General features: G+C 44.3%; 23 protein-coding genes. 2 read left to right on the top strand and 21 right to left on the bottom strand.

Going from position 1 to position 24,424, the window contains the following annotated elements:
- Window positions 1–12: 12 nt before the first annotated feature.
- From mreD to J4N42_RS01805, 21 genes are all read right to left on the bottom strand, one after another.
- Window positions 13–501, bottom strand: coding sequence for a rod shape-determining protein MreD (gene mreD / locus J4N42_RS01905; RefSeq protein WP_252029318.1), 489 nt, complete (start codon window positions 499–501; stop codon window positions 13–15).
- The gene (mreC, locus tag J4N42_RS01900; RefSeq protein WP_252029316.1) at window positions 491–1,378 is read right to left on the bottom strand and encodes a rod shape-determining protein MreC; all 888 of its coding nucleotides are present in this window, start codon (window positions 1,376–1,378) and stop codon (window positions 491–493) included. The genes mreD and mreC overlap by 11 nt, the downstream gene beginning before the upstream one ends.
- Before the next feature lie 67 nt (window positions 1,379–1,445).
- Window positions 1,446–2,489: a rod shape-determining protein gene (locus J4N42_RS01895; protein ID WP_047047440.1), complete on the bottom strand. Its 1,044-nt coding sequence runs from the start codon at window positions 2,487–2,489 to the stop codon at window positions 1,446–1,448.
- Window positions 2,490–2,640: 151 nt separating this feature from the next.
- Window positions 2,641–6,954 carry a DUF6701 domain-containing protein gene (locus J4N42_RS01890; protein WP_252029315.1) on the bottom strand — a complete coding sequence of 1,438 codons (4,314 nt, stop codon included), beginning with the start codon at window positions 6,952–6,954 and terminating at the stop codon, window positions 2,641–2,643.
- Window position 6,955: 1 nt separating this feature from the next.
- Complete coding sequence (locus tag J4N42_RS01885; RefSeq protein ID WP_252029313.1) at window positions 6,956–7,399, bottom strand: MSHA biogenesis protein MshP; 444 nt, start codon at window positions 7,397–7,399, stop codon at window positions 6,956–6,958.
- Window positions 7,389–8,078, bottom strand: coding sequence for a PilW family protein (locus J4N42_RS01880; protein WP_252029311.1), 690 nt, complete (start codon window positions 8,076–8,078; stop codon window positions 7,389–7,391). Before J4N42_RS01880 ends, J4N42_RS01885 begins: the two co-directional genes overlap by 11 nt.
- Complete coding sequence (locus tag J4N42_RS01875) at window positions 8,078–8,647, bottom strand: type II secretion system protein (protein ID WP_252029309.1); 570 nt, start codon at window positions 8,645–8,647, stop codon at window positions 8,078–8,080. The genes J4N42_RS01880 and J4N42_RS01875 overlap by 1 nt, the downstream gene beginning before the upstream one ends.
- Entirely contained in the window at window positions 8,644–9,117 is a 474-nt protein-coding gene (locus J4N42_RS01870; protein ID WP_252029307.1) for a type II secretion system protein, read from the bottom strand. The genes J4N42_RS01875 and J4N42_RS01870 overlap by 4 nt, the downstream gene beginning before the upstream one ends.
- Window positions 9,118–9,252: 135 nt before the next feature.
- Window positions 9,253–9,720 carry a type II secretion system protein gene (locus tag J4N42_RS01865; RefSeq protein ID WP_252029305.1) on the bottom strand — a complete coding sequence of 156 codons (468 nt, stop codon included), beginning with the start codon at window positions 9,718–9,720 and terminating at the stop codon, window positions 9,253–9,255.
- 34 nt (window positions 9,721–9,754) lie between these two features.
- Window positions 9,755–10,312, bottom strand: a complete 558-nt coding sequence (locus J4N42_RS01860) for a prepilin-type N-terminal cleavage/methylation domain-containing protein (RefSeq protein WP_252029302.1) — start codon at window positions 10,310–10,312, stop codon at window positions 9,755–9,757.
- Window positions 10,313–10,392: 80 nt separating this feature from the next.
- Window positions 10,393–10,845, bottom strand: a complete 453-nt coding sequence (locus tag J4N42_RS01855; protein ID WP_252029301.1) for an MSHA biogenesis protein MshF — start codon at window positions 10,843–10,845, stop codon at window positions 10,393–10,395.
- A gap of 14 nt (window positions 10,846–10,859) precedes the next feature.
- A complete protein-coding gene (locus tag J4N42_RS01850; RefSeq protein WP_252029299.1) occupies window positions 10,860–12,083 on the bottom strand; it encodes a type II secretion system F family protein in 1,224 nt (407 codons plus the stop codon).
- A gap of 7 nt (window positions 12,084–12,090) precedes the next feature.
- A complete protein-coding gene (gene mshE, locus J4N42_RS01845) occupies window positions 12,091–13,815 on the bottom strand; it encodes an MSHA fimbrial ATPase MshE (RefSeq protein WP_252029297.1) in 1,725 nt (574 codons plus the stop codon).
- Entirely contained in the window at window positions 13,805–14,887 is a 1,083-nt protein-coding gene (locus J4N42_RS01840; RefSeq protein WP_252029295.1) for a tetratricopeptide repeat protein, read from the bottom strand. Before J4N42_RS01840 ends, mshE begins: the two co-directional genes overlap by 11 nt.
- Window positions 14,887–15,729: an ExeA family protein gene (locus J4N42_RS01835; protein ID WP_252029293.1), complete on the bottom strand. Its 843-nt coding sequence runs from the start codon at window positions 15,727–15,729 to the stop codon at window positions 14,887–14,889. The genes J4N42_RS01840 and J4N42_RS01835 overlap by 1 nt, the downstream gene beginning before the upstream one ends.
- A gap of 5 nt (window positions 15,730–15,734) precedes the next feature.
- The gene (mshL, locus tag J4N42_RS01830; RefSeq protein ID WP_252029291.1) at window positions 15,735–17,381 is read right to left on the bottom strand and encodes a pilus (MSHA type) biogenesis protein MshL; all 1,647 of its coding nucleotides are present in this window, start codon (window positions 17,379–17,381) and stop codon (window positions 15,735–15,737) included.
- A gap of 14 nt (window positions 17,382–17,395) precedes the next feature.
- Window positions 17,396–17,722: an MSHA biogenesis protein MshK gene (locus J4N42_RS01825; protein ID WP_252029289.1), complete on the bottom strand. Its 327-nt coding sequence runs from the start codon at window positions 17,720–17,722 to the stop codon at window positions 17,396–17,398.
- Complete coding sequence (locus J4N42_RS01820; protein ID WP_252029287.1) at window positions 17,715–18,359, bottom strand: type II secretion system protein M; 645 nt, start codon at window positions 18,357–18,359, stop codon at window positions 17,715–17,717. The genes J4N42_RS01825 and J4N42_RS01820 overlap by 8 nt, the downstream gene beginning before the upstream one ends.
- The gene (locus tag J4N42_RS01815; protein WP_252029285.1) at window positions 18,356–19,795 is read right to left on the bottom strand and encodes a type IV pilus biogenesis protein PilM; all 1,440 of its coding nucleotides are present in this window, start codon (window positions 19,793–19,795) and stop codon (window positions 18,356–18,358) included. Before J4N42_RS01815 ends, J4N42_RS01820 begins: the two co-directional genes overlap by 4 nt.
- A gap of 13 nt (window positions 19,796–19,808) precedes the next feature.
- Complete coding sequence (csrD, locus tag J4N42_RS01810) at window positions 19,809–21,815, bottom strand: RNase E specificity factor CsrD (protein WP_252029283.1); 2,007 nt, start codon at window positions 21,813–21,815, stop codon at window positions 19,809–19,811.
- 132 nt (window positions 21,816–21,947) lie between these two features.
- Window positions 21,948–22,496: a single-stranded DNA-binding protein gene (locus J4N42_RS01805; protein ID WP_252029281.1), complete on the bottom strand. Its 549-nt coding sequence runs from the start codon at window positions 22,494–22,496 to the stop codon at window positions 21,948–21,950.
- Window positions 22,497–22,782: 286 nt separating this feature from the next.
- Here J4N42_RS01805 and J4N42_RS01800 point away from each other — a divergent pair, with 286 nt between their 5' ends.
- Window positions 22,783–23,430, top strand: a complete 648-nt coding sequence (locus J4N42_RS01800) for a LuxR C-terminal-related transcriptional regulator (RefSeq protein ID WP_252029279.1) — start codon at window positions 22,783–22,785, stop codon at window positions 23,428–23,430.
- A 114-nt stretch (window positions 23,431–23,544) separates the two neighbouring features.
- Window positions 23,545–24,417 (top strand): UTP--glucose-1-phosphate uridylyltransferase GalU, encoded by an 873-nt coding sequence (galU, locus tag J4N42_RS01795; RefSeq protein ID WP_252029277.1) that lies wholly within the window; start codon window positions 23,545–23,547, stop codon window positions 24,415–24,417.
- Window positions 24,418–24,424 lie beyond the last annotated feature (7 nt).

Raw genomic sequence — 24,424 nt, 5'->3', positions numbered from 1 at the left:
AACCAATGGCCCCTACTTCACATGCCAATGACGGCGAACCCGTCGCATAAGCAGGAACATCCATGGCCAAAGTATACAGTTGATCAATCCGCTCCACAGAGAAAGTGGATTAAACGCGACATCTTGTATTAGGTATTCACCGAAGAAGATCAACACTTCTAAGGCCATCGACAGTAAACCGATCACGATGGCTTGCTGCCATAGCGCCATATTTCGCAGGACAAGGAAATTGAGCGCGACCACATACACCACTATCGACATCATCATGCCGCGAATACCTAGCGTTGAACCGAGTAACAGATCCCATAGAAGACCGAGAATCAACGCACTTCCCACGTTAACACGGTGAGGGACGGCCAGTACCCAGTAACAAACGACCAATAGAAGCCATGACGGGCGAAGCAGATCTAACATTCCCGGCCATGGGATAGTCTGTAGGATAAGAGCAATTAAAAACGAGCAGCCAATAACCAGCTTGGTTCTAAGTACATTATTGGTCACTTGGCACCTCCTCTATACTTTCTTCTGAGGAAGGCTGCATTGCCCTTTCTACTCGAGACTCATTCGGCCAAACAAGCAGTAGATATCTGAGTCGTTCAAAGTCCACCACAGGATCCGCACTGATGTCTGCAAATTCACGTTGAGTATCACGATCTACTTTGGACACATGTGCCACTGGGTATCCTTCCGGGTACACACCACCAAGGCCAGAGGTCACAAGTAAATCGCCTTCCTGAATATCGGTACTGATAGGAATATGCTCTAACTGAATGGTTTCAATATTACCGCTACCGGATGCAATCACTCGGATATCATTTCGTATCACCTGAACAGGGATAGCGCTGTTACTATCGGTAAGAAGTAACACGCGACTATTGTGTGCAGCGACAAAGGTCACTTGGCCCACAATACCATTTTCATTGATAACTGGTTGCCCTTCATATACTCCATCAATTCGGCCTTTATCGATCACGACTTGACGGCGGTATGGCGTGGTATCCACAGCCATCACTTCCGTGACTGCTTTCTTTTCATCACGCACAAAAGATGAGCCTAGTAGCTTACGAAAGCGCTTATTTTCTTCCTGATACTGCTCGAGCAAGATCATGTCGCTCTTCAGCCTCAGCACTTCACGCTTTAGGTTACGGTTGGTTTCCAGCAAGTTTTTACGAGTATTAAAATTCTCGTAAAAGCCATCGAACATTAAACGAGGCATATCAGCTGCATACTGCAGAGGAGCGACCAAGCTATTTAAAAAATAGCGTACATTTGAAAACGCGCCTAAACGACTATCAGCCAGCATAAGGCTGGCTGATAAAATAACCGCTAGAAACAGGCGAAATTGAAGTGAAGGTCCTCTGCCAAATATCGGCTTCATTCTATAGAGATCCTAGTTTTCGGTTGTTCAGTCTAGGCTAGAATTAAGCCTAGACCTAAAAGCGTGATTATTCTTCGCTGAACAGATCACCGCCGTGCATATCGATCATTTCTAACGCTTTACCGCCACCAAGAGCAACACACGTTAGGGGATCTTCTGCCACAACCACTGGGATACCGGTTTCTTCAGTCAGAAGGCGATCAAGATCTTTCAGCAGCGCACCACCGCCAGTCAGAACCATGCCATTTTCAGAGATATCAGAAGCAAGTTCTGGTGGACATTGCTCAAGCGCAACCATCACTGCCGATACAATACCCGTTAAAGGCTCTTGCAGTGCTTCAAGGATTTCATTTGAGTTCAAGCTAAAGCTACGTGGCACACCTTCCGCTAGGTTACGACCACGAACTTCAATCTCTTGAACTTCATCACCTGGGTAAGCTGAGCCGATTTCGTGTTTGATCTTTTCTGCCGTTGCTTCACCGATCAAGCTGCCGTAGTTACGACGAACATAGTTGATGATCGCTTCATCAAAGCGGTCGCCACCGATACGAACAGAAGAAGAGTAAACCACACCGTTCAAAGAGATAACCGCGACTTCAGTAGTACCACCACCGATATCAACAACCATCGAACCCGTTGGCTCTGAAACGCGTAGGCCAGCACCAATTGCTGCCGCCATCGGCTCATCAATGAGGTAAACTTCACGAGCACCAGCACCTAGTGCTGATTCACGAATGGCACGTCGCTCAACTTGAGTAGAGCCACAAGGAACACAAACAAGAACACGTGGGCTTGGTTTCAGAACACTGTTGTCATGAACTTGCTTGATGAAGTGCTGAAGCATTTTTTCAGTCACGTAGAAGTCAGCGATAACACCGTCTTTCATTGGACGAATAGCAGAAATGTTACCAGGCGTACGACCTAACATTTGCTTAGCGGCATGGCCTACAGCCGCAACACTTTTACCGGCACGTGCACGGTCTTGGCGAATAGCAACTACTGAAGGTTCGTCGAGGACAATACCTTGTCCTTTTACGTAAATAAGTGTGTTGGCAGTACCTAAATCGATTGATAGGTCATTTGAAAACATGCCACGAAGTTTTTTAAACATATTCTTCGCTCGTCCTGCAAGAATTAGAAGATAAAAATTGCACTAAATGTACCAATGCCTTGCCATCACAGCAAGGCATTGAAGCGCAAACATGGACTAAAACCCGCAATTTCTAACAGTTTCCTTACTTAGGGCAAATAATTTACCATAATCACTGTCCGGTTAGCCCTGTTTCCCCTCGGTAGATCACTTTGTCGTTACCACGGTGAACACCAAATGTAACCACAACCGAAGGATCTTCCTCTGCATTGTCTTCGGTATCCCAATTGTACCTCAGCCAAGGCAAATCATTAGAGCTGCCTCCGGTACAATGTAAGCCATCGCTATCAAGCGTGAGCCACAATCTCACTTGCTCCCTAATCGATGTATCTTGAGTCGCATAAAGCTCGCGAGACTCGCCACTCGATACTTGCTCACTCCCCGCGAGAGATGCATTATCACTATCGTCTGGCCAAATCGCTTCCATACAGTAATGAAGCCCATCAAACTCCGTACTATTGTCATCTGAGTTGGCAATAAACTGGGAGCTATCCCAATATTCTACAGCTAATGGGACGGTAATATCTGAGCCTTGTTCACCGCCCACATCACTCAGACGAATTCGGCCAAAGCGGATATCAGGTTGTGTAGTGAGTACTTCACCGTCTGTTGAATAAGTAACAGGATCTATATTGCTATCAAATGCATCTAAAATAATATTAGTTTCATCACTGCCACTTTGATTAAACGGACCATCAGGTTCAAAATCGGTGCGCTTATTCCAGCAAATACTATCTGTGCAATCCGACACTTTATCGTTATCAAAAGTGCCGATCGATCGCTCATTCTCAAGCGCCCAGTCTCCGGCCTCTAGCTCTGGGGAGGCGAAACGACTCGCATTTGTGCTGTTTTCAATAATGTTAAACCTAGCTTTATAAGCATCAGCAAAACCTACATAATTCTGCAACGCCTCACCATTCGGTCCCATTGCCTCGACAGTAAACTCCAAACCATCAAATGGCTGTCCCATATATTCAAATGTTTGACTGTCGGCATAATCCCACGTGGTCCCGACTACACTAAATTGAGCTGGATAAAAGCGCCCTACAGAGCGATACCCCAAATTGACATTCATCCCTAGGTAAGTAGAAGCTGTGTCTGCTTGTACCAACACACTCCCGACCTCATCCCAACTAAGGTCGTCAAACTCTAAATAGTTATTTCCTTGGTCATTATCAGTATTAGTCTTGGAAACAGTGCCAGTTAAATTACCATCCCTTCCACTAGAAGGTGTACCTAGGGTGTGAGTAATTTCAACCGTTGCAGTTGGAGCTGAAGCTGCAAAAAAGTTCTCTGTTACCGCAACGGTACACAGACTGGTAGTATCAATATCATCGGTCTCACTGCCATTAGACTGCCAAATAATAGGTTTAACTTTGACGCCAAACGCACTTCCAGTTGCTAAGTAGCCACTGCCAGAGCTACTTGTACCATCAACACTGTCATCGCTGCACACAGCAAATGTCCATGGCCTAGCATTAATCACCTGCGTGCCACTGTACGTTTTACACTGCTCGTCACCATCTTCGTCTATCACACACTCAGTGCCCGATAAGCGGTAGAAGACTTGTCCTGCCTCGAAATATCTCACATCCATTGTTGCCTCAGCTTCTCCGTCGGCATTGGCAGTAAAATTCAGCACAAAGGAATCACTAGGAATAGAAGTATAGCTAGTATCATTTTCGTCCTTTATTTCAATAACTTGACTATTGATAACATCAGCACTAGTAGGCTGAGTATAATTGGTCTCAGAAGCCGAGAGCGTCTTGTCTCCGAGATAATCTGTTGAAACTACAGGTACGGTTAAACCACTATCTGAAGTTCTACATTCCATAGGTTGCACAGTCGTAGTAAATGATTTCCCAGCTATAGCAGTGGCCGACGCTGGAGTAAGTTGATATTTATTGGCAACAAACGTGTAATCTCCGCTAACCAAGGTGTCATTACTCGAGTCGCTCAATTCTCCAGAGATCTCAATATCTCCCACGCCTTGATTTGTAACGTCAAACCAGAGCTCACCAGAACTATTTGGTTGATATACTCCATTAGAACCACTCCCTCTCACAACAGACAAAGAGGCGGAAGATGAATAGGTAACCAGAATGTTCCCAGAATAGTCATCTGCAGGATCACCATTTTCATCGAGAACTTGGAATTCAATACGCTGCGCTTCACAACTCAATGCGATATCGACTTCAGGTGTTAAACTTAGTTCATAGTCATTAGAAGGCGCCGGCGTTAAACAAGCTCCCTCACCAATAATATTGATATTACTGGTCAACATATTGAGATTATTAGCGGTGATAGCCCCTCGAAGCGTAATTGCATTACTAAACGTGATATTGTCGCCAAGAATTTGAGCAGCAAAGTCTCCGATTGGAGTATTAAATACGAAATCAGCTGTCGGGCCATATATGATCAGATCTTTCAAACCTTCAACGTCATTCATTTCCATGGAGTTGTTTTGTTGAAATGAATTCTCGACCAATATAGTGACACCTTGCTCAAAACTCATCGAACCACCAGCGGAGAAAGTCATATCACCAAAGGTATAAACACCTCCTTGAGTAAAGTAGGTTTCTACATCACCACCCGCGTTGTAATTCTGAACCTCTGTCCCATATGTTCCGCCGAGATCTTCAAACCTGACCGTAAAACTAATCCCGTATGCATTAACGGTTAGGTTCTTTAATGAGGACAAAATATCGATAGTGACATCATTACCACCATTATCGGTGTAAGAGCAGTAGGTACCATCACAGACGCTTTCATAGTTAGACTTTTCAATACTCAAAGTGACATTACTGTCGAAGCTTGGAGATATAGTAAATGGTGTATCAACTTTATCACCACCAGAATCACAACTTCCGACATCACAGGCACCGTCCAAACCAGCATGGTAAGACACATTGTCAAAACCAACGGTCAACGCACCATTGCTTAAGTTATTATCGATAAATGTCTGTGACCATCCAGAAATCACACTCCCACTATTTTGCATGTTGAGTAGACTGCCATTTTTCCAGCTTTGGGCCGGTTCAGGAAAGTACTGACACAAATCGATTTCTAGTTCATTCTTATCAAACGCGAAATACCCTACTTCTTCTGGTATATGGCCTCTATCACGAAAGTCCTCATCGATGACAAAGCTGACTCTATTGTTATCGATATTACAACGACGCACCCACCCACCATGTCCTCCAGCACGCTCTTGCTTGTTCGCAATCACACCATCGACTAAGTCCAAACTGGTTAAAGCGTATTTATCTTCACAGCCATCAAGCATAGGATCTGAACCTGTTTGGCTAGGGGTATCGTAGCCTCTTAAAAATTGTACTTGGTAATCATCGACCTCAATCGGAGTGTTTGTCGCTAACGCCGAGACAAAAGCAATTTTTTCGTCTTCATAGTCTCGGTTACTATTGTTTGACGCACTAAGCTCTATAAACAAATCGACAAACGTTCGCTCATTCGTTCGACGAACTTTTCCCGACGTCGTCCATATATTGCCATTATTACGGGTTTGAATTTGATGCAGAACGACTGGGTTACTAGAAAAACCGCTGTAACCAAAGTCGCTGTAATCCACCCTTTCATTTCCATTGGCACCAAACTTACCACTTGTCTCGTCCGTTTCTACATAACCGGCAACAACAGTGTGACCATTAAAGTCCGCAACTCCAGGCTCAATAATTAAGTAGCTGACTTCAGTCATCTGCACGGTATTGGGAATTTGTCGAATATTAACGACATCTTGATCAATAGTGACGGAGGTTGAACTGCTTGATAAATCAGACGTAATCACCAGTGTTGCAGGCTTGTCATCATCCGGCTCTGAGGGATCTATTGTCGGCATAACGAAGACGAGCGGTGCATATGAATAGCTATTGTTGAAGTTAATCGTACAAGGCATACTGCTGCATCGCTTAGTGCCAAATTCATACTGAGCATCAAGTGAATAACCAGGGTCAATTGGAGGCTGTTCAAGGTCATCATCACACTTAAGTTCTTCTACTTCATCGCCATCGACCGCAATGGCTGCAGATAAGTCAGATAAGTCCGCAATTTGGCTGTCTACTTCACGAAACGTCCCACTTTCAGATAAGTAATACGTCAGCAGACCTGATTTATTACTTATGGTTTCATAAGTTAGCCAAACATCGTAGAAATGCCCATCTTCAGTCTCATCATCGGTAATAGTCGCGCCTGTAACTGAATCGTTATTAGTCCATATTGGAACCGGATCACGCCCGTTTCGTTTTGTCGCAAAAACCGTTTCTTCTAAACTTGCAGGGTCTAACTTAAACCAAACAGAAAAATCATCGTTGGCATGCAAAGTTTCACATTGCTCCGAAGAGTAATCCGCATAACTCAGAAAGGGGATAGCCCATAGGAACAATAACAGGATACGACTGACAATTTTCATGCTACTCCCTTACCCACATTTCTTGCGTTCTTTGAACTTGATTAATACCAGTACCACAAACAACGGCGCTTTTAATACGATAATAGCCATCAAGATTCGAATCTGAGCTGCTATTGTCTACACCATGACACTCGACCGTGACCGTTCCGCAATTAGGGTAGGTCGCGACTAACTCTCCAGCTTTGGTATACGTACCGCCTTGAATAGAGGTGCACACCGTTAATACTGCAGCCGATGCATTTAGCGGGTACATATCTGTCAGTACTAATTCATTCACAGAGTGCGCAGCGAACCATGCTTGCGTACCAAGCGCATCACGGGTTAGGCTGTCACTATTCGACCATTCAATTCGAGCAAGGTTGGCGCCTAAGAACCCCATCACTACCAATACAAATACGCTAACAATGTACAAGTTACCTACTTGTCGTTTTCTTCTAGGGAACATTCAGCACCTGCACATCTTGTTGGAAGTTACTGCTTTCACCATTATTACTAAGCGTAAGCCCAATATGCACAATACCCCCTCTTTGTAATGTCGGTTCCGAGTAATTAAACGCTGCAGACTCAACACTATCTGCAACTTGAACGATATTACTGTTAACTTCACGGGTAATGCGGCTTGCAGATGAATCAAAGCAATAGGTAACAAGTTCACTATAAATATAGTGCCTATTAGCAATAGACTCACTATCTAGCGGCTCACTTAAAGTAATAGTGCTGCTGGCCCCCGATAACGCTATACCATGATCGGTGAGATCGCTCTGTCGACTTGGATTTATGACCATGGAGTAGCCTGAATAGTCACTAGGGGGTGTTTCATTACCGACAATAAAAGAAAGGCTTAAGTTATCGGCTGCAGAGACCGAGTAAAAGCCAGAATAATCTATTGGATAAAAAGACAAACAGTCACTGTCTGATTCAATACTATTAGGCACAGAGTGGCGGACTTCTCTCGACATTTTCTCAAGCACAAAGCGTGCTTGGGTTTGCAAGCGCTGCCTATCAACCGTATCGGCATAACCACTCGCACCTAGCTCTACAAAACCAGCAATACCCAGCACAATTATCGAGCCTACGATAATGGTTAGAATCATTTCTATAAGAGTGAATCCAAGCTGTCTCATCAGTAATTCCCTCTATAGGCTGTATATTCGTAATCACCCCACTTTCCAGCCTTGACGGTTAGATGAATTTTTTTCAGTGAGGTCACAGAACTACTTTGTTCAAAGTCACCATCAACATAAAAGACATCCACTAACACAGTGAAATTCTGATATTGGCTAGACACATCTGAGCCAAGAATATTTTCTAATGAATATGCGGGAGTCACGCCTTCACAATCAGAGCTATTACTCCCTTGCCAACAGCCTAGGTAGTCATCCACGTCATTAAAGTCTTCAGGGGAAGACTCTGAACTATCGGTCCCCATCGCAGTTGTACAATCATTGCTGCCGTCATCAGGTTCTCCGCACCTCACTGTACCACCGTCAAGGTCGCTGTTATGGTCAAACCCTCGAGCAAGGATCTGGCTCATCATACTTTGTCCTAGCGCAGTGGCTCTAGTTTGGTAATGTGGCGCTGCTGATCGTTCAACTTGCGGATACAAAATCGTCACGAGCATCACCATAGCTAAGCCAATAACCACCATTGCCACAATACTTTCAACCAGAGTAAAGCCGCGATAAGTCTTCATTGGCAAGCTCCCGCGTACACATAACCTTGATCATTAATACAAACGGATGCTTGGCTTTGCCCACCGGAAATTAAAATGCTGACTCCTGCACTAGCAGCATTCTCTGGATTACCGAGCAAATCAAAGGTCACTACGGAGGTGGGAGGTGTTGAGGAAAAGCTTATGTTATCGCTGTCAACCACATCACTTCGCCCAGCAGTCGTTCCCGAGCAAGCTTCAACCGAGCCCAAGCAGTTTGTTTGTAGGGCTAACTCAAAGTGATCCTCACTAGAATCAATATTAGACTGCATTCGATTAACTTGAACTTGACGGATCACAGAGATAACTTGGTCTTGAATGGCATAAGCTGAAACGCTAGACACACCGATATATCTGCTTGAAGCATAGAGTGAGACAATCGCGACTAATAAAATAACCACGATCAACTCAACTAAAGTAAAACCAGCTCTATAGAAAGACGACGACTGCATGCCCCAAAGTCCTTATTAACATCTAAGTATCAGTGTAAACCAACCGAAAAGTTAAAGTTAGGGGATAGCTAACTGATTGAGAAATAGTTAATAAAAAGGCCAGCAAACGCTGGCCTTCTAGATAAAGCAATATTTTTAACAACCATTATCGGTAACAGATGCACTGTACGGATCCGTAGAGCTAGACGCTTCAGTGTATGTAACGTAACAGCCAGTCGCAATCACTCCTGCAGCCGTTGATATTGCATCATCTTTAAACGTAACAAGATACGATGTGCCACTTTCTTGAGCATTCCAGTCACTATTCAGCCCAATCACCGCTTCACCAATGCCTGCACTAGTCGCTGTCGGGTAGCCGTATATAGTTGCAATACCTTCGGTGGTACTTGTAGCTGAACTAGAAGTTTCAATACCTTCTAAAGCAGCTTTACCATAAGTAATTCCAGCACCACCATCGATTGCACCTTTCAAGCCTTGCAGCGATGATTTACGGGCATCATTTTGGAAGTTAAGGAAACGAGGTGCAGCCGTTACAGCCAAAATACCTAGAATAACAATTACCACCACTAGTTCGATTAGGGTGAAACCGCCTTGTTTTTTCATAGTCTATTTCTCTCTATGGTTAAATCATGCAGGGTTACTGCAATGTTACGGTCACACGACCCGTTTTAATTTCATACACAAACTCATGGTCAGTCGTCCCTTCTTTCTGTACGTAAGTACAGGTTGAGTCCGTCCCATTCGCTTGCGCTGAGTATTTGATATTAGAATCCGATTCTGCTTCTGATACAGTGCCTACCTGAGGCGGGTTCTGTAACAGGTTCTCCATCAGATCGATACACGCGCCATCCGTCACTGCATCGGGATAATCAGAGCCAGTATTGTTCAAAGCGATTGGGTAACCATCGCGAAAGTCTGAGTCTAATTCAGAACTGGTTAACCAAAAATCCACACCGTCGTAGTCTACCGTATTGTAGGTATTAGTACTGTCTTGTGGTCGAGCTTCCGCTTCCCACTGAGCTCGTGCAGACAATACCCCAGTAGCAAAGCCCCCAGCCACACCTTCAATACTGGCTTTTTTAGCTTCATCCGTGACATCTAAAAAGCGAGGGAGCGCCGCAACGGCTAACAACCCAACAACAACTATCACTACTACTAGCTCAACTAAAGAAAAGCCACTTTGTTTCATTTTCATGCTGTTCTACTCACGATTTCGTATGGCGTATTATACGTAAAATTTGGTAACTCGCTACCTGTTCTCCGTCAAATATCCTGCTAAGTAATAAATTTGACACTTACCGAGAACTTTTTATTAATTAGCTGTATTCTGAGCACTTTTTGTTCTGCATATATATATTCACAAGTGTAATCTTTAACACTACCAACATCATTGTTTTTTGTTGAATACGGTTCAAATTCTTGGTTTTCAGGGTAAAGGACACTCAACCAATATGAACAATCTACCTGACCTTTATTAACTATAGGCAACACCCAGCCATTCTGGCTGATTGCCAATCGTTCACCAGCGACATGCAGTTCACTTGGGTGGCCTTGCAAAATCCACTCTTGTTTAATGTTGCTCGCCCTTTCAAGAATACGTTTGCTCGCAACAATAAATGCTGTGTCTGTGGCTTCTTGTTCCACTTTTCTAAACTGATTCATAAAGCCAATAACTAGCAGTAGAATTAAAACCAGCCAAACTACAAATCGAGCTCGTTCACTGTTCACGCCATGTTCCCATGCTAGCTACCTTTTATCGCATCTAACATTCCCCACATTGGTAGGAAAATACCCAGCGCTAGAATCAACACCATGCCCGCAACAATAACTAATAAAATAGGCTCTATTCGAGCAGTCAGTGTCTTAAGATCATAGTCTACTTCTCGCTCATAGAAATCAGCGACTTCGAGCAACAATTCATCTATCCGACCGGTTTCTTCACCTACCGAAATCATTTGAATCACGAGCGGTGTAAAAATCTCACTGTTAATTGCCGTCGATGAGATTGCTGTACCCGCTTCAATCGCTGCCTTCATTTCCAATAATCGGCCTTCTAAGAACTTGTTGTCCAAAGCTTCCGCCGACAGGGCAAGAGATTGATTTAGCGGTACCCCCGCTTTAAGCATCAATGCAAAAGTGCGAGAAAAACGAGATAGCTGAGCGCGATTGACTATGTCTCCCACAATCGGCATTCGTAGCCTAAACCGGTCCCAACGTTCCCTACCTTTCGCTGTATTCACCCAAGCACGAAAAGCAAACATCAGCCCAACAATTACTCCGATCATAACTGTCCAATAATTCACAAAGAAATCAGACATACCAATCAAAATTCGCGTTGGTAACGGTAAATCAACCCCAAATCGGGCAAACATACTAGAGAACTGTGGAATCACTTTCACGTTCAATATAAACAAAGCGATGACAATAAAGCTGATCACAAAGGTTGGGTAACGCATTGCCGTTTTGATTCGTTTACGAGTTTCCACTTCCTGCTCGTAATAGCTCGCCAACTGCATCAAAGCTTCATCGAGTCGACCTGTGTTTTCACCCACGTTGATCATAGAGACAAATAAAGGGCTAAATACCTTAGGATGGAGCTGCATTGCTCCAGAAAGACTGCGACCATTTGTCAGCTCGGTCACGACTTCTTCAAGCGCTTCTTTCAACTGCTTATTAGCACAGTTTTGCGTTAACCCTTTCATCGAACGCAGTAAAGGTACACCCGCTTTGGTTAAGCTGAACAACTGGCGACAAAATATCACCAACACTTCGAGCGGAACTGCAGGAGTAATCAAAGTTTTCAGGTCAAGGTCGAACGAAAAGCCTTTTCCTCCCACCACAATGGAGGTGGGTATAACGCCTTTATTCATTAGAGCTTCTGCAGCAAGCTCCTCCGTAGGCGCATCAACTTGCCCCGTTGCTTTGCTGCCATCTAAATTGCGACCTTGGTATTGAAACGTTGGCATACAGTCCCTACATCAGAATCGCTTGGCTTATGCCAGACGAATCCCCTTCTCCAAGGTTCATAACTTCATCAAGACTCACAACCCCCTGAAGAGCCAGCTCCATAGCAGAAGCCAATAACGGTTTATAGTCTTTACAGTTACGGGCTGCTTCAGCAAACCCTACCGCGTCATTGGCCCGTAATGCGTCCATCATGTCATGCTCTAATTCAAGCATCTCGAACACACCGATACGCCCTCTGTAACCGGTTAAGTTGCAGTTTTGACAACCACTACCCTTCACAAAACCAGACTCCGTTTGGTTTGGGAAACGTACCGATAACCACTGCTTACGTGCATCATCAATATTGTCGCTTGTCTTACAGTCTGGGCACACTTTACGCACTAAACGCTGTGCCACTACCGCTCGGACGGCACTTGCAACAAGATAACCCGGCGCCCCCATGTCCATCATACGAAGCGCACTGTCTACCGCATCGTTAGTATGCAAAGTACTCAGCACTAAGTGACCAGTTAATGCCGCCCGTAGCCCAATCTCTACAGTTTCCTGATCTCGCATCTCACCGACAAGAATGATATCCGGATCTTGACGTAGGAAAGTTCTTAAAACGCTAGAAAAGTCCAAGTTGATCTTTGGATTAACCTGTACTTGGTTAACACGTGGTAGGCGGTACTCAACCGGATCCTCAGCAGTAATGATTTTTTTACCTGGGGAGTTCAATTCACTCAACGCACCATAAAGAGTGGTAGTTTTACCCGAACCTGTTGGACCGGTGACCAGAATCATCCCATGTGGGCGTCTTAACTGACGGCGGAGCTTCACAAGTAAGTCGTCCGGTATGCCGGATTCTTCAAGTTTACGAATACCTGAAGACTGGTTAAGCAAACGCATTACCACAGATTCACCAAACTGAACTGGCATAGTCGACATACGAATATCAACCGACTGCCCTTTAGCTCGGATATTAAAACGCCCATCTTGTGGTAAACGTTTTTCAGAGATATCCAAATTAGCCATGAGTTTGAGACGCAGAACAAGGGCTGAGGCGATATTAACTTCATTCAGTAAGGTTTCATGCAAGACACCATCAATACGTTGGCGCAAGCGCAGAACGTTGGCATCCGGCTCAATATGAATATCAGACGCACCGACTTGAATAGCATCTTCAAACAAAGAATTGATCAGTTTTACAACCGTGACTTCGTCGCTGTCTTCTTCCGTTGCAGTCAATTCAAACGCGTCATTCACTTGGTGCTCTGCTTGCAACTGCTCAGCAAATGAAGCGATTTCTTTAGTGCGGCGATAGTAACGATCAAACCCATCGACCAACTGCTTTTCTGGTGCGATGACAAATTCAAGGCCATATTGTGGCAACTGGCTTAATAATGCTTCTTGAGCAAATAGATCCGCAGGATCACTCATTGCAATACGTAACGTGTCACCATTGCGGCCGATGACTAACGCTCTCAATCGACGAGCATGTACTTCAGGGAGTATTTGGACCGCATCGACGTCAATAGCTGCACGGCCAAGATCAATAAGCGGTAGAGAAAGCTGCTGAGAAAGAAAGCTCAGCATCTGATGCTCAGATAAGAAACCTAACTCAATGAGAGTCGCACCGAGCTTTCGCCCAGTGCTCTTCTGAGCACCTAGGGCTTGCTCGACCTGAGCTTCAGTAATAATACCCTCTTCAACCAATAAGTCCCCGAGGCGTTTACGAAGTTTAATTTGCACTACTGGTATCCTCTAAAGACTGAAGAAGTTTCAAACGGTCTTGGGCAAAAGTTTGCGACTGACGCGATAAACCTACATTACTCAATGCTTGCTGGTAGGAGGTTTTAGCCTGAGACATTTCCAAATTTCTTTCTTGTTGAATGGCAAGCCCTAACCACCAGCGTGCATTGTCTTCTTGGATCAAAACCAACTGCTGATAAGTTTCTAGGGCAATTGCATCCTGCTTTGCACGCTGGGCAAGCGCGGCTCTTAAAGACAAATACTCTAGGCTTGGGTGATCTGGTAAATGAACCAGCGGTGTTAGAGCGGCTTCTTGCTGGCTCTCTTTCACCAGCATTTTGCTCAGCGCAATACGTAAGGTTTCCCCATCTTCGTTGAGCTTAATGCCCGTTTGTAAAATATCGAATGCTTTGCGTGCGTTGCCTTTACCGTAATACAAGGCAGCAAGACGCTGGCGGGCATTTTCATCATACGGAGTATAGCGAAGCGCTTCGGTGTAATTGCGAAGCGCTTCATCAATATTATTGCTATCAACGGCTTTTTTAGCTCTTTCTAGCGCCTTGGCAGCGAGTTGCTTTGGAGTGAGTTCGACTTGTTCCACAATCATATTCGACGACGGCTGCTGACTCGATACTTTAGCCACTAATATCGACTTTTGAGGTTCAGCCTTTGGAAGTTCATTACTCTTAACTGCAATCGACTTTGGCTGAACGACAATATCCGTTTTAGTCGGTGCTTGCTTAACCGGCTTAACTACTTCAGGCGTAAAAATCGTCGCACTCGGTTCAGTGATCATTTTCGACGTTGGTGAGTCTGTCAGAGTGACCTGAGTAGTCACTTCGTTTGGTGTGACGACCTGCGAGGAAGCAAGATCAACAGAAGTAACCACAACCTGTTCGGCCTGCTGTGAAACCGCCCAACCTCCCATAGCTAAGCTCAGTGCAAAGCCAACAACGATCCAAGGCAAAACTGAACGTTGCTTGATGTTAGCCACTTGCGCCTTTTCAATACTTGCCGCGGCTTCACTGTCTTTATTCGCCAATTTAGAAAGCGCCTGATTTATCGCACTCATTAATCACTCCAACCCCATAATACCGGGGATTTAAACTTGGGTTTGCTACAGTCAAAAGTGTCGTGAATTGCACTATAAATATGGTTGTTGTTGATGTTTTTTGCTTGCGCACTAAACGCTGCAATCAAAGATTTGTGACAGATTTGATTGATTAAGCGTGGGTTGCCTAAGCTAGCACGCCAGATGGCTTTTTTTTGGCTGAGCGTGAAAAGGCTAACTTGACATGCACTTTTATGCAGTCGGCTATCAATGTAAGTCACACATTCCGCTACCGTCAGAGCACGAAGTTTGGCATTAAATGTAATTCGCTGACGAAATTGCCTTAGGTGGTGTTGCTCTAGGCGCTCATCAAGCTCTGGTTGACCAAACAAAACGATATGTAATAGCTTTGCTTGCTCTGTTTCTAGGTTGCCGAACAACCTAAGCACTTCTAATGCTTCATCCGATAACGCTTGAGCCTCATCTACAATCACAACCACTTTCTTACCCGCTTGCGACAGAGCAATCAGTTGGCTTTGAATATCATCCACAATGGAAGTGCTATCGAGCACTTCAACACCTAACTCACGAGCAACGGACTGGCGAAGCTCATGCCCAGAAAGGGCTGGGTTGGGCAGATAAACGAGTTGAATGTCTTGTTTCAGTTGATTGATCAGCATACGACACACCATCGTTTTGCCAGCGCCAACCTCACCTGTCACTTTGATAACACCTTCGCCCATATCAAGCGCGGCGATGACAGTTTGAATTGCCTCATAGTGTGGCTCTAACCCCAAAAATAAACTGGTATTTGGGGTTAAATGAAATGGATAGCCATCAAAACCAAAGTGCTCTATGTACATAAAGCTTATTGAGACTCTTCTTCAGGGAACCACTCTTGGAGTAAATCACGTGAACGGCCGAGTTCTTTTTGCCAGGTGTTAACCCCAACAACCGTTGGCTTCAGTAGAATAACCAGTTCTGTTTTTTGAGTTAGTTCAGTGGTGTTGCGGAATAAGTGGCCAAGCGCAGGGATATCACCAAAGAACGGGACTTTTGACACTTGCTCATAAGTGCTCGACTTCATCAAACCGCCAATCACCACAACATCGCCATCGCGAGCTCGGATAACCGAATCTGATTCTCGGATTGAACTTTGTGCGAGCGGTAGAGTGATCACATCGGTTTCACTGCCATAGCGTATCTCTTTCATCTGCTCTTCAACTTCGATGACCGCAGGGTGCACATGCAGCAAGACATTGCCCTCATCATCAATTTGAGGTGTTACATCCAATGAAATGCCAGAGAAGAAAGGTGTCAGTTCAAAATCAGGAGCAGGTTCTGAGTTATCACCAGAGCCAACAACGCTAGAAAAATCTGTTACGTAATACTCATCAGTACCGACTTTTATTACCGCTTTTTGGTTGTTAGCCGCGGTTACTCTTGGGCTAGACAGCACATTCAAATCCCCTTGAGTATCCATAAAGCTCAACACGGCACTAAAACTACCATCGGAAATGGTCACGTTCGTCTGCCCATTCAATAAACTCCCGATGGCATCTAAACCTGGCAGGGTCGAGGTCGTATCACCCAAACGGTCAATGACCACTTTTCCATCTCCCATGGAAATATTGGACCAATTAATCCCCTGTTGATAGCCATCACTTAGGGTAACTTCCAGAATTTTGGCCTCAAGGACAACCTGACGCTGTAGCCTTTCTTGAGAAATACCCAAGAAGTTTCTCACTTCTCGAATTTCATTCGGATATGCACGCACCGTAATTACACTTGCTTGAGGAGTCACGACTACACTACGCCCATCACCTTGGCCCACCAACTGCGATACAGCAGTCTGCAATTGAGGCCAGAAATCACTTTCGCTGACGGTCTCTATTTCAGTACCACCTCTGGAAGTCGTGGAGCTGTTTGACGAGCTATTAGAAGAGGAACTCGAAGAAGAGCTGGATGAAGATGACGAATTATTTGAAGAGTCATCCGTATTGGTAATAGTGCCAGTGGTAATTGCAGTGAGTGAGCGCCCACTGCGCTTAAGCTGTAGATAGTCGACAGGAATCGTCACAGTACGTAACCCGGCAGGGTAAACTTGGATAACTTTACCTTTACGCTCGACATCATATCCGTACATATCTTGCACAACGGATAACACTTCATCCAAGGTAACATCGGTCAAATTGACTGTGATACGCCCTTGTACTGATGGATGAATGGCGACACTAAACTCCGTGCCTTTCACTAAGCTAGTAAAGAAGGCTCGTGCATCTACATCGTCTGCCCGGATACGAAAACGCTTAACGGTTTGAGTAGAACTTAAGCTTACACCATCAATGTCTGGCATAAGGTCAGCTTCAACAGAAGGCGGTAACTCTTGTAAGTTACGGCTGTTGGTCTCGTTAATCGCTTCATTTAACGCTGCTTTCGCTTCTACAGGATCACGGTGCCCCATAGAACAACCTGCTAGCGAGGCGATGGTGATAGCCAATACAATTTTACGCATGAGTTGCTAATACCCTAATTTTTAATATCTAACGAGAAAAGTTCTAAATTCCATTGCTTACTGTCGCGAGCAACTGTGACAACTTCATCGGTAATACGAGTAACTTGATAACCATTCACTCTATCGCCACTTTCCACCACAGTATTGTTCAATGTCGCGTAACATGAGTCACGTTTCACACAAACAATACTGTTCAAAGTTGGTAGTCGATACACCACTTTCTTCTTCGCCGAAGGCTGTGTTGAGTTAGGTTTTTCCCAGCCCAGTGGCGCTGTAGGGTCCTGGGACGCATACCCCAAAGGTGCAAGTAGTGCTAATACGAAGGCGAAATATCTAACCACCTATAAACTCCTTACGTGCGCCTAATGTATACACTTCCATAATAAGCCTAGCCTGAGGATACTCCTCGACTTGGTACTGGAAACTACGCCAGTAGTATTTTAATGGTAGGCTCTCTAGCGCTTTGAGGTACTCCAAAATATCAAAGTACCTGCCTGTTAATTCAATCCTAACCGGGTGAACAAAGTATCCAACATTGGTGCTGTTGTTCTTACTTATCGACTCAGCGCCTAAAGATTCAAGTGAAACCAAGTGAAGCTTGTCACTTTTGGCCAATACATTTTCCAGCAATTCACTCATTTGGGTGGGTGAAATTAGTCCTTCAACGGCCGAAGAAAGCTCTTTTGATAGCTTCTGGCTTTCACTGAGCAGCTTCTTCAATTCCGTATTTACTTCCTGATCAGGATCTTTTTTCAGCTTAGCGGTTAAGAGGAGGATATCTCCTTGTAAATTCTGCGCTTCCAGTTTTTTTGCTTGAATTTGTTGCTTTTGGGAAGCAACAGATTGCATCGCTGGCTCAAGAAGCAAAGTGAACACTCCAAGTACTACCGCTACTAAACCACATAAGCTAATCAGCCACTTTTCTCTTTCAGAAAGCGCTGAGAACTTCTCACAAAGTTGGTGCCAAGCTTGCTTCATCGATTCACATCTCCACGAGTCGATAATTCAAAAGTAACCACATCGCTTTCATTTCGGCCTATCTTTAATTTTTCGAAAGTGCGCCCAACGAGATCAAGTTCTCGCTTAAACTGATTGATCCAATTCGGCACTGTTTTAGCGTCACGCGCTAATCCTTGTAAGTCTAGCTGGTTGCCACCGATATAAATTTTACTGAGAGATATGTCTTCACGCCCCAGTTTCGCCAATGAAGACATCACACCGGAATATCCCTGCTGTAAAGAACGATCGTAATCACCAATCGCTTGTAGCGAGTCTTGCTTAGCCTGTATTTCCAATTTGAGTCGCGCGATCGCAGCCACTTTATCTGGTGAAGGTAAATGTGCCCCTAGCTCTTTTTGTAACTTGGCTTTCTCTCCACTCAGTTCGCTTGCCTGCGACTGATATACCTTCAATTCACTTGAGAGCTGGCTAGATTGGTACTGGAAATAAAATGAAGTCACTAGAAGCAGTGTGGCGGAAATCCCCCAACAAGCGGCAACATTCTGGAAAGTAAAATAATCTTTCTTAGGGCGAAGGTGGCTTGGGTATAAGTTAATATTTCCATCTGGCAAGTCGAGTGTTGCAGCGGCTAATATCTCACCCGATAACAAAGGCTCCTCAATTAAAGGCGTCACCTTTACGTTCAAACGTTCATCAAGCGCTTGAACAAGTTCGCTTTGTTCTTCGTCATCACAACACACTTTAAGTATGTGCAGTGGTGCTCCTTTGAGCTGAGAGGATAGATAATCCACCGAACGTTGCAGCTCTAATGCCATACCGTCAAGCTGAAGAACCGAGCTAGCAACGCCGGTTAAAGGTGCGGTTACATTTCGAATCGTACGATGAAAAACACTTCTGCCATCTTGGTAGGCACTAATTTTATAGCTACCCTGCCGACTACGTTGCAATAGAAGAAAGCTCTGGGGTGTTTCCCCAGCATTACCCCAAACATCATCTTCAACCAATATAGAGCCTAACTTACAGCTCATCGCCGACAGGCCCTGAACAAGCTCTAAAACCAGCGCTTTTTTCACCACATGCGCTTGGATTTTATTGTTACCCGGTAAATGAAACGCATCAGCCACTATCTCTGTCACTTTTTCAGTAACAAGATCTTTTAGCAGGAAAGGCAGTCCTACTGACCACTCTTCTTGAGGTAGATTTGGCGTATCTAATTGATAGGTTTGATATAAGTTGGAGTTAAGAACAATATTGAGCGTAACACCTGAAACATGATGCTTTTTAAGTTCATCGAAAAGGAGAGATTGCCAATTACCGTTTTCTAGCTTAACACTCTCTAATTGGATTTCGCCAAATTGAGAAAAGTAGATTGCGTCAGGCTGTATAACCGCATACAAACTAGTATCTGCGGCTGCGGCTGGTTTTAATTTTTCAATGAATGCTTTTATGTTCATTTGGCCATTTACTTTACTTCTTCCGCCAGCGATTTCGTCGCCCTGGCTTAATCTGACTTACAGTAGCTGTTGGCTTAGCCTCGACTACCGGTTGCTCAAACAGGTCATATTCAGCTTCAAACAAACGCCCTTGGACACCATGTATACCAAGATCAATGAGAGTTTGTTTCTCTGCTTTCGTTTCAACTCCAACAGCAATAACTTTGGTCTTGCTGCCACTGCAAGCTCCTAAGATACTTCGTACAAATAACTGATTTTCATCGCGTTGATCGATACGCTTTATCAGGCTGCGATGTAACTTCAAATAGCCCACTTTCAAATCTTTTAGATAGTGAGTACTAACTATTGTTCTTCCCGCTTGGCCAACGATGACCGTACACCCTAAGCCAGTCAACATTTTGACGACTGGCCGCATGTAATCTAAGTGTTTAACTAGGCGTCCCTCAGCGAATTCTATAGTTAATCGGGCCCGCTGCTGTGAGGTCAGTTGTAACAATTCATTTCTAAACCATTTGAAATATTCTTTACTATCAAAAGGTTCAACATGAAGGTTTATAGAATAACATATTTTTTCTTGGGACAACTTCACATATTGCACCATTTTCAAAAATACAGAACGATCAACGATATTTTGATATCCGACAGATTCTATCGCGGCATTAAATCTTGACGCTTTTAGCAATCCCTTTTCAGGATCATCTATTCGTACGAATGTTTCGAGGTGAAGCTTATCTAGATTCCCATCTTCAAGTAAGTAGCATGACTGAACGAATATTCTGATCTTCTCGACCGTCAACACCTGATCAAATAAAGTTCTCCAGCGAACACTTCCTCGATCTTCCTGAACAACATCTACCTTATTAAATTTAGTCCAAGTATTGATCCTTTGTAACTGCGCACTTTTTACCGCGGTCTCAGCTTCATCCATAATCTTGCCTTGGCGTTCACCTTCCCTGAACATGGTCACTCCCATATGACACCAATTATCCCGCTCTAGTGGAGCGGGTGGATCTAGCTTCTCCAACTGCTTCATACAGCTGGATGCAATATGCGACACTTCTTTATTATTTTGATGCGGGAGAAATACAGCAAAGTCTGATTCGTAATAGCGAGAGAGCAACACATCAGGATAACGTTGAATGACGTTGGATAAAGCTTCACCGACTTCGACCACGAAGTCATTAGCGACTTTCAAACTGCTCGAATCTTTGATGTCATCCCAATCATCAATCCGAATAAGCAAGACACCACCATGTGATCCGCTTTCGTGCAGCACCGATTCAAGCTTGCTGTCAAACAGCACTCGGTTAGCAGTACCAGTTAATTTATCGAGGAAAGTTTGAGTGCGAATGAAGGTATCAAAACGACTACGCTCTTGCCTTGCATCTTGGAGTTCTTCAATTAAAACATCCAGCGCTTCACTGGCGGTATAAGGCCACTCTTTTAAGTCACCTTTCGCATATTGCTCTACCCGCCCAGCTAAGATCATTCGCCCTCGCTCCTCTAACAATTCAGAGCCTAACAGCTGCTCTTTCAGCCACTTGACCCCTCTCACCAAGCAAAAGGTGATCAAAGCAAAGGCGAGCGTGATTGACCATAGCGCTTCAAATGAGTAGCTATATCCTAGATAGGGAGGAACGGCTTTAAATACGATTCGATAGCCACTATTGCGCTCAAGAGAATATTCTTTTTCATACAGCCGAGTGGCGTCTACACGTGAAGAGGTATCTTTAAAGCGATAGATCATGCCGGCATTAGAATACAGTCGCATTTCCACAATGTTGGAAGCTTGCAGCATCTTGGGCATCCAACGCTGCATTGAATAGGCTGCATCTGGATCTTCCATTTCTTTATCAACCACTTCGACTATACCGTCTAGGTAATGATGAAGATATTCTTGACCAATTCTCTTAAAGGTAAGCGTGCCGCCGACAAATAAGATAAATGTCGCGCTGACCACAATTATCGTGACAAAGGCAACTAAACGGGTGCTTAGCTTTAAGGTAGGGGTATACCTCATCGAATCAGAATTCCTTTTCCAACATGTTTCAAGAATTTACCGTGATAATCCGTGGCAACAATAAAATCACCACAATATACAAACTATATAAAAAAGCCGCGGAATCCGCGGCTTTTTTTGACATTTATTAGTTTAGAACGGGATGTCGTCATCAAAATCCATTGGTGGCTCATTGTATTGTGGCTGCGCTTGTTGCGGAGCTTGCTTTTGAGCCGGTTGTTGATGCTGTTGAGCTGGCTGATGTTGCATCGCTGGTTGCTGAGGCTGTCCCCAACCACCTTGTTGCTGAGGTTGACCGCCCATGCCTTGTGGTTGACCTCCACCTTGACCACGACCACCTAGCATCTGCATCACGCCGTTAAAACCTTGAACAACGACTTCTGTTGTGTAACGGTCCTGACCGCTTTGGTCTTGCCACTTACGAGTTTGTAACTGACCTTCAACATAAACTTGAGAACCTTTACGCAGATATTCGCCAGCAACTTCTGCAAGTTTGCCGAATAATGCCACACGGTGCCATTCCGTTTTCTCACGCTGTTCGCCAGTCGCTTTATCACGCCATGACTCCGACGTCGCAATGGTGATATTTGCCACAGCACCGCCACTTGGCATGTAACGAATTTCAGGGTCGTTACCTAGGTTACCCACTAAAATAACTTTGTTTACTCCACGGCTTGCCATGTTTTGCTCCGTCTTAATCTTTGAGTCTTGCTTAAACAGCGCAATAGAATAACACGCTTTGTACTCATCACAAATCGGATTCCCGCTTTGTATTTTACTCCACTAGGTCCACTCGTCTTACACAACAATTTTTTAGAGCGCCCACAATACTCTATCGCACTGATAGATCACTTGATTACCTACAAGTATGAAACTAGGCGCAAATCATTGGTATTAAATAGCACTTTGCAATGAATTGCTTCATTTTGTTGCTCAACTAATAGAATAACGATGCAAGGACGGCATTATGAGGAAAGCAGACTACACCAGAACAATCTATTTCTTATGTAGAGACAAGAGGTTAGATTACCCTGAACTAAATCGTATAGAGGAAGCGCTCGCGATTGCTCTTCCCAAAATTGAACCCCATGAACTCATGGAGGCGAACCCACGCCACAAACACAAGATATTACTCATCGATTATCAAACCCATAAAGAACTGCGCCAGCAAGTACGTAACTTACCTTTACAGGACAAAAATTATGAGACCATTATCTTCAATGTGAACAAACGCCTAACAACGGACGAACTCATTACTTTTGGTAATTTGAAAGGCCTGTTTTACAGCTACGATAAAATTGTAGATATTGCACGTGGGTGTGGGGAGATCATCAATGGTCAAAATTGGCTGCCAAGAAAAGTCACCAGCCAACTGCTTCATTACTATCGCCACGTCGTCGACAGCAATACAGCTCCGGTCACTGTTGATTTAACCTCTAGGGAGCTGCAAATTCTTCGCTGCTTGCAGACTAATGCATCGAACAATCAAATCGCCGAAGGGCTTTTTATCAGTGAATTTACCGTAAAATCCCATTTGTATCAGATTTTCAAAAAACTCTCTGTTAAAAACCGAGTACAAGCGATAGCATGGGCAAATCAAAATTTGGCGTCTTAAATTTGCTACAAATGCCAAATACTCTATAACTCCACCGTTCGTACACCATTTATTCATCAAAAGAATGCTATGGTGGCGACGGATTTTTTTATATGGAATTACATAGGTTTTAACATGATTAAGAAGTGTCTTTTTCCCGCTGCAGGTTACGGTACTCGCTTTCTACCTGCTACCAAATCAATGCCCAAAGAGATGATGCCAGTTGTTAACAAACCATTGATTGAATATGGTGTAGAAGAAGCAATTCAAGCCGGTATGGATGGCATGTGTATTGTGACTGGGCGTGGTAAGCACTCAATCATGGATCACTTTGATAAAAACTACGAACTTGAACACCAAATCAACGGTACAAATAAAGAAGAGTTACTGGTAGATATTCGTGAAATTATCGACAGCGCTAACTTTACCTATATTCGTCAACGTGAAATGAAAGGCTTAGGCCATGCAATTTTGACAGGTAAAGAACTGGTTGGTGATGAACCTTTCGCAGTAGTACTCGCCGATGACTTGTGCGTGAATGAGCAACAAGGTGTCTTAGCCCAAATGGTCGCACTGTATAAGCAGTTCCGCTGCTCTATCGTTGCCGTTCAAGAAGTGCCAGAAGACGAAACCCACAAGTACGGTGTTATCTCTGGTGAAATGATCAAAGATGATCTTTACCGTGTAGACGATATGGTAGAAAAACCAGAGCAAGGCACTGCACCAAGCAACCTCGCTATCATTGGCCGATACATCCTCACTCCTGATATTTTCGACCTGATTGAGCAAACTGAGCCAGGTAAAGGTGGTGAGATCCAGATTACCGATGCTCTATTAAAGCAAGCGAAGTCAGGCTGTGTTTTGGCATACAAATTCAAAGGCCAACGCTTTGACTGCGGTAGCGTAGAAGGCTACATCGAAGCCACAAACTACTGCTTTGAAAATCTGTATTTAAAAGACGAGAAAAAATCTGAGCTAGGTAAACACGCAACTCAGAAAGAAAGCTAATATTAGA

Source organism: Vibrio sp. SCSIO 43135, assembly GCF_023716665.1.
GTDB classification, from domain to species: Bacteria; Pseudomonadota; Gammaproteobacteria; order Enterobacterales; family Vibrionaceae; genus Vibrio; species Vibrio paucivorans.
Note: the sequence above shows the minus strand (reverse complement) of the source record. Positions and strands in the feature narration are given on the sequence as shown.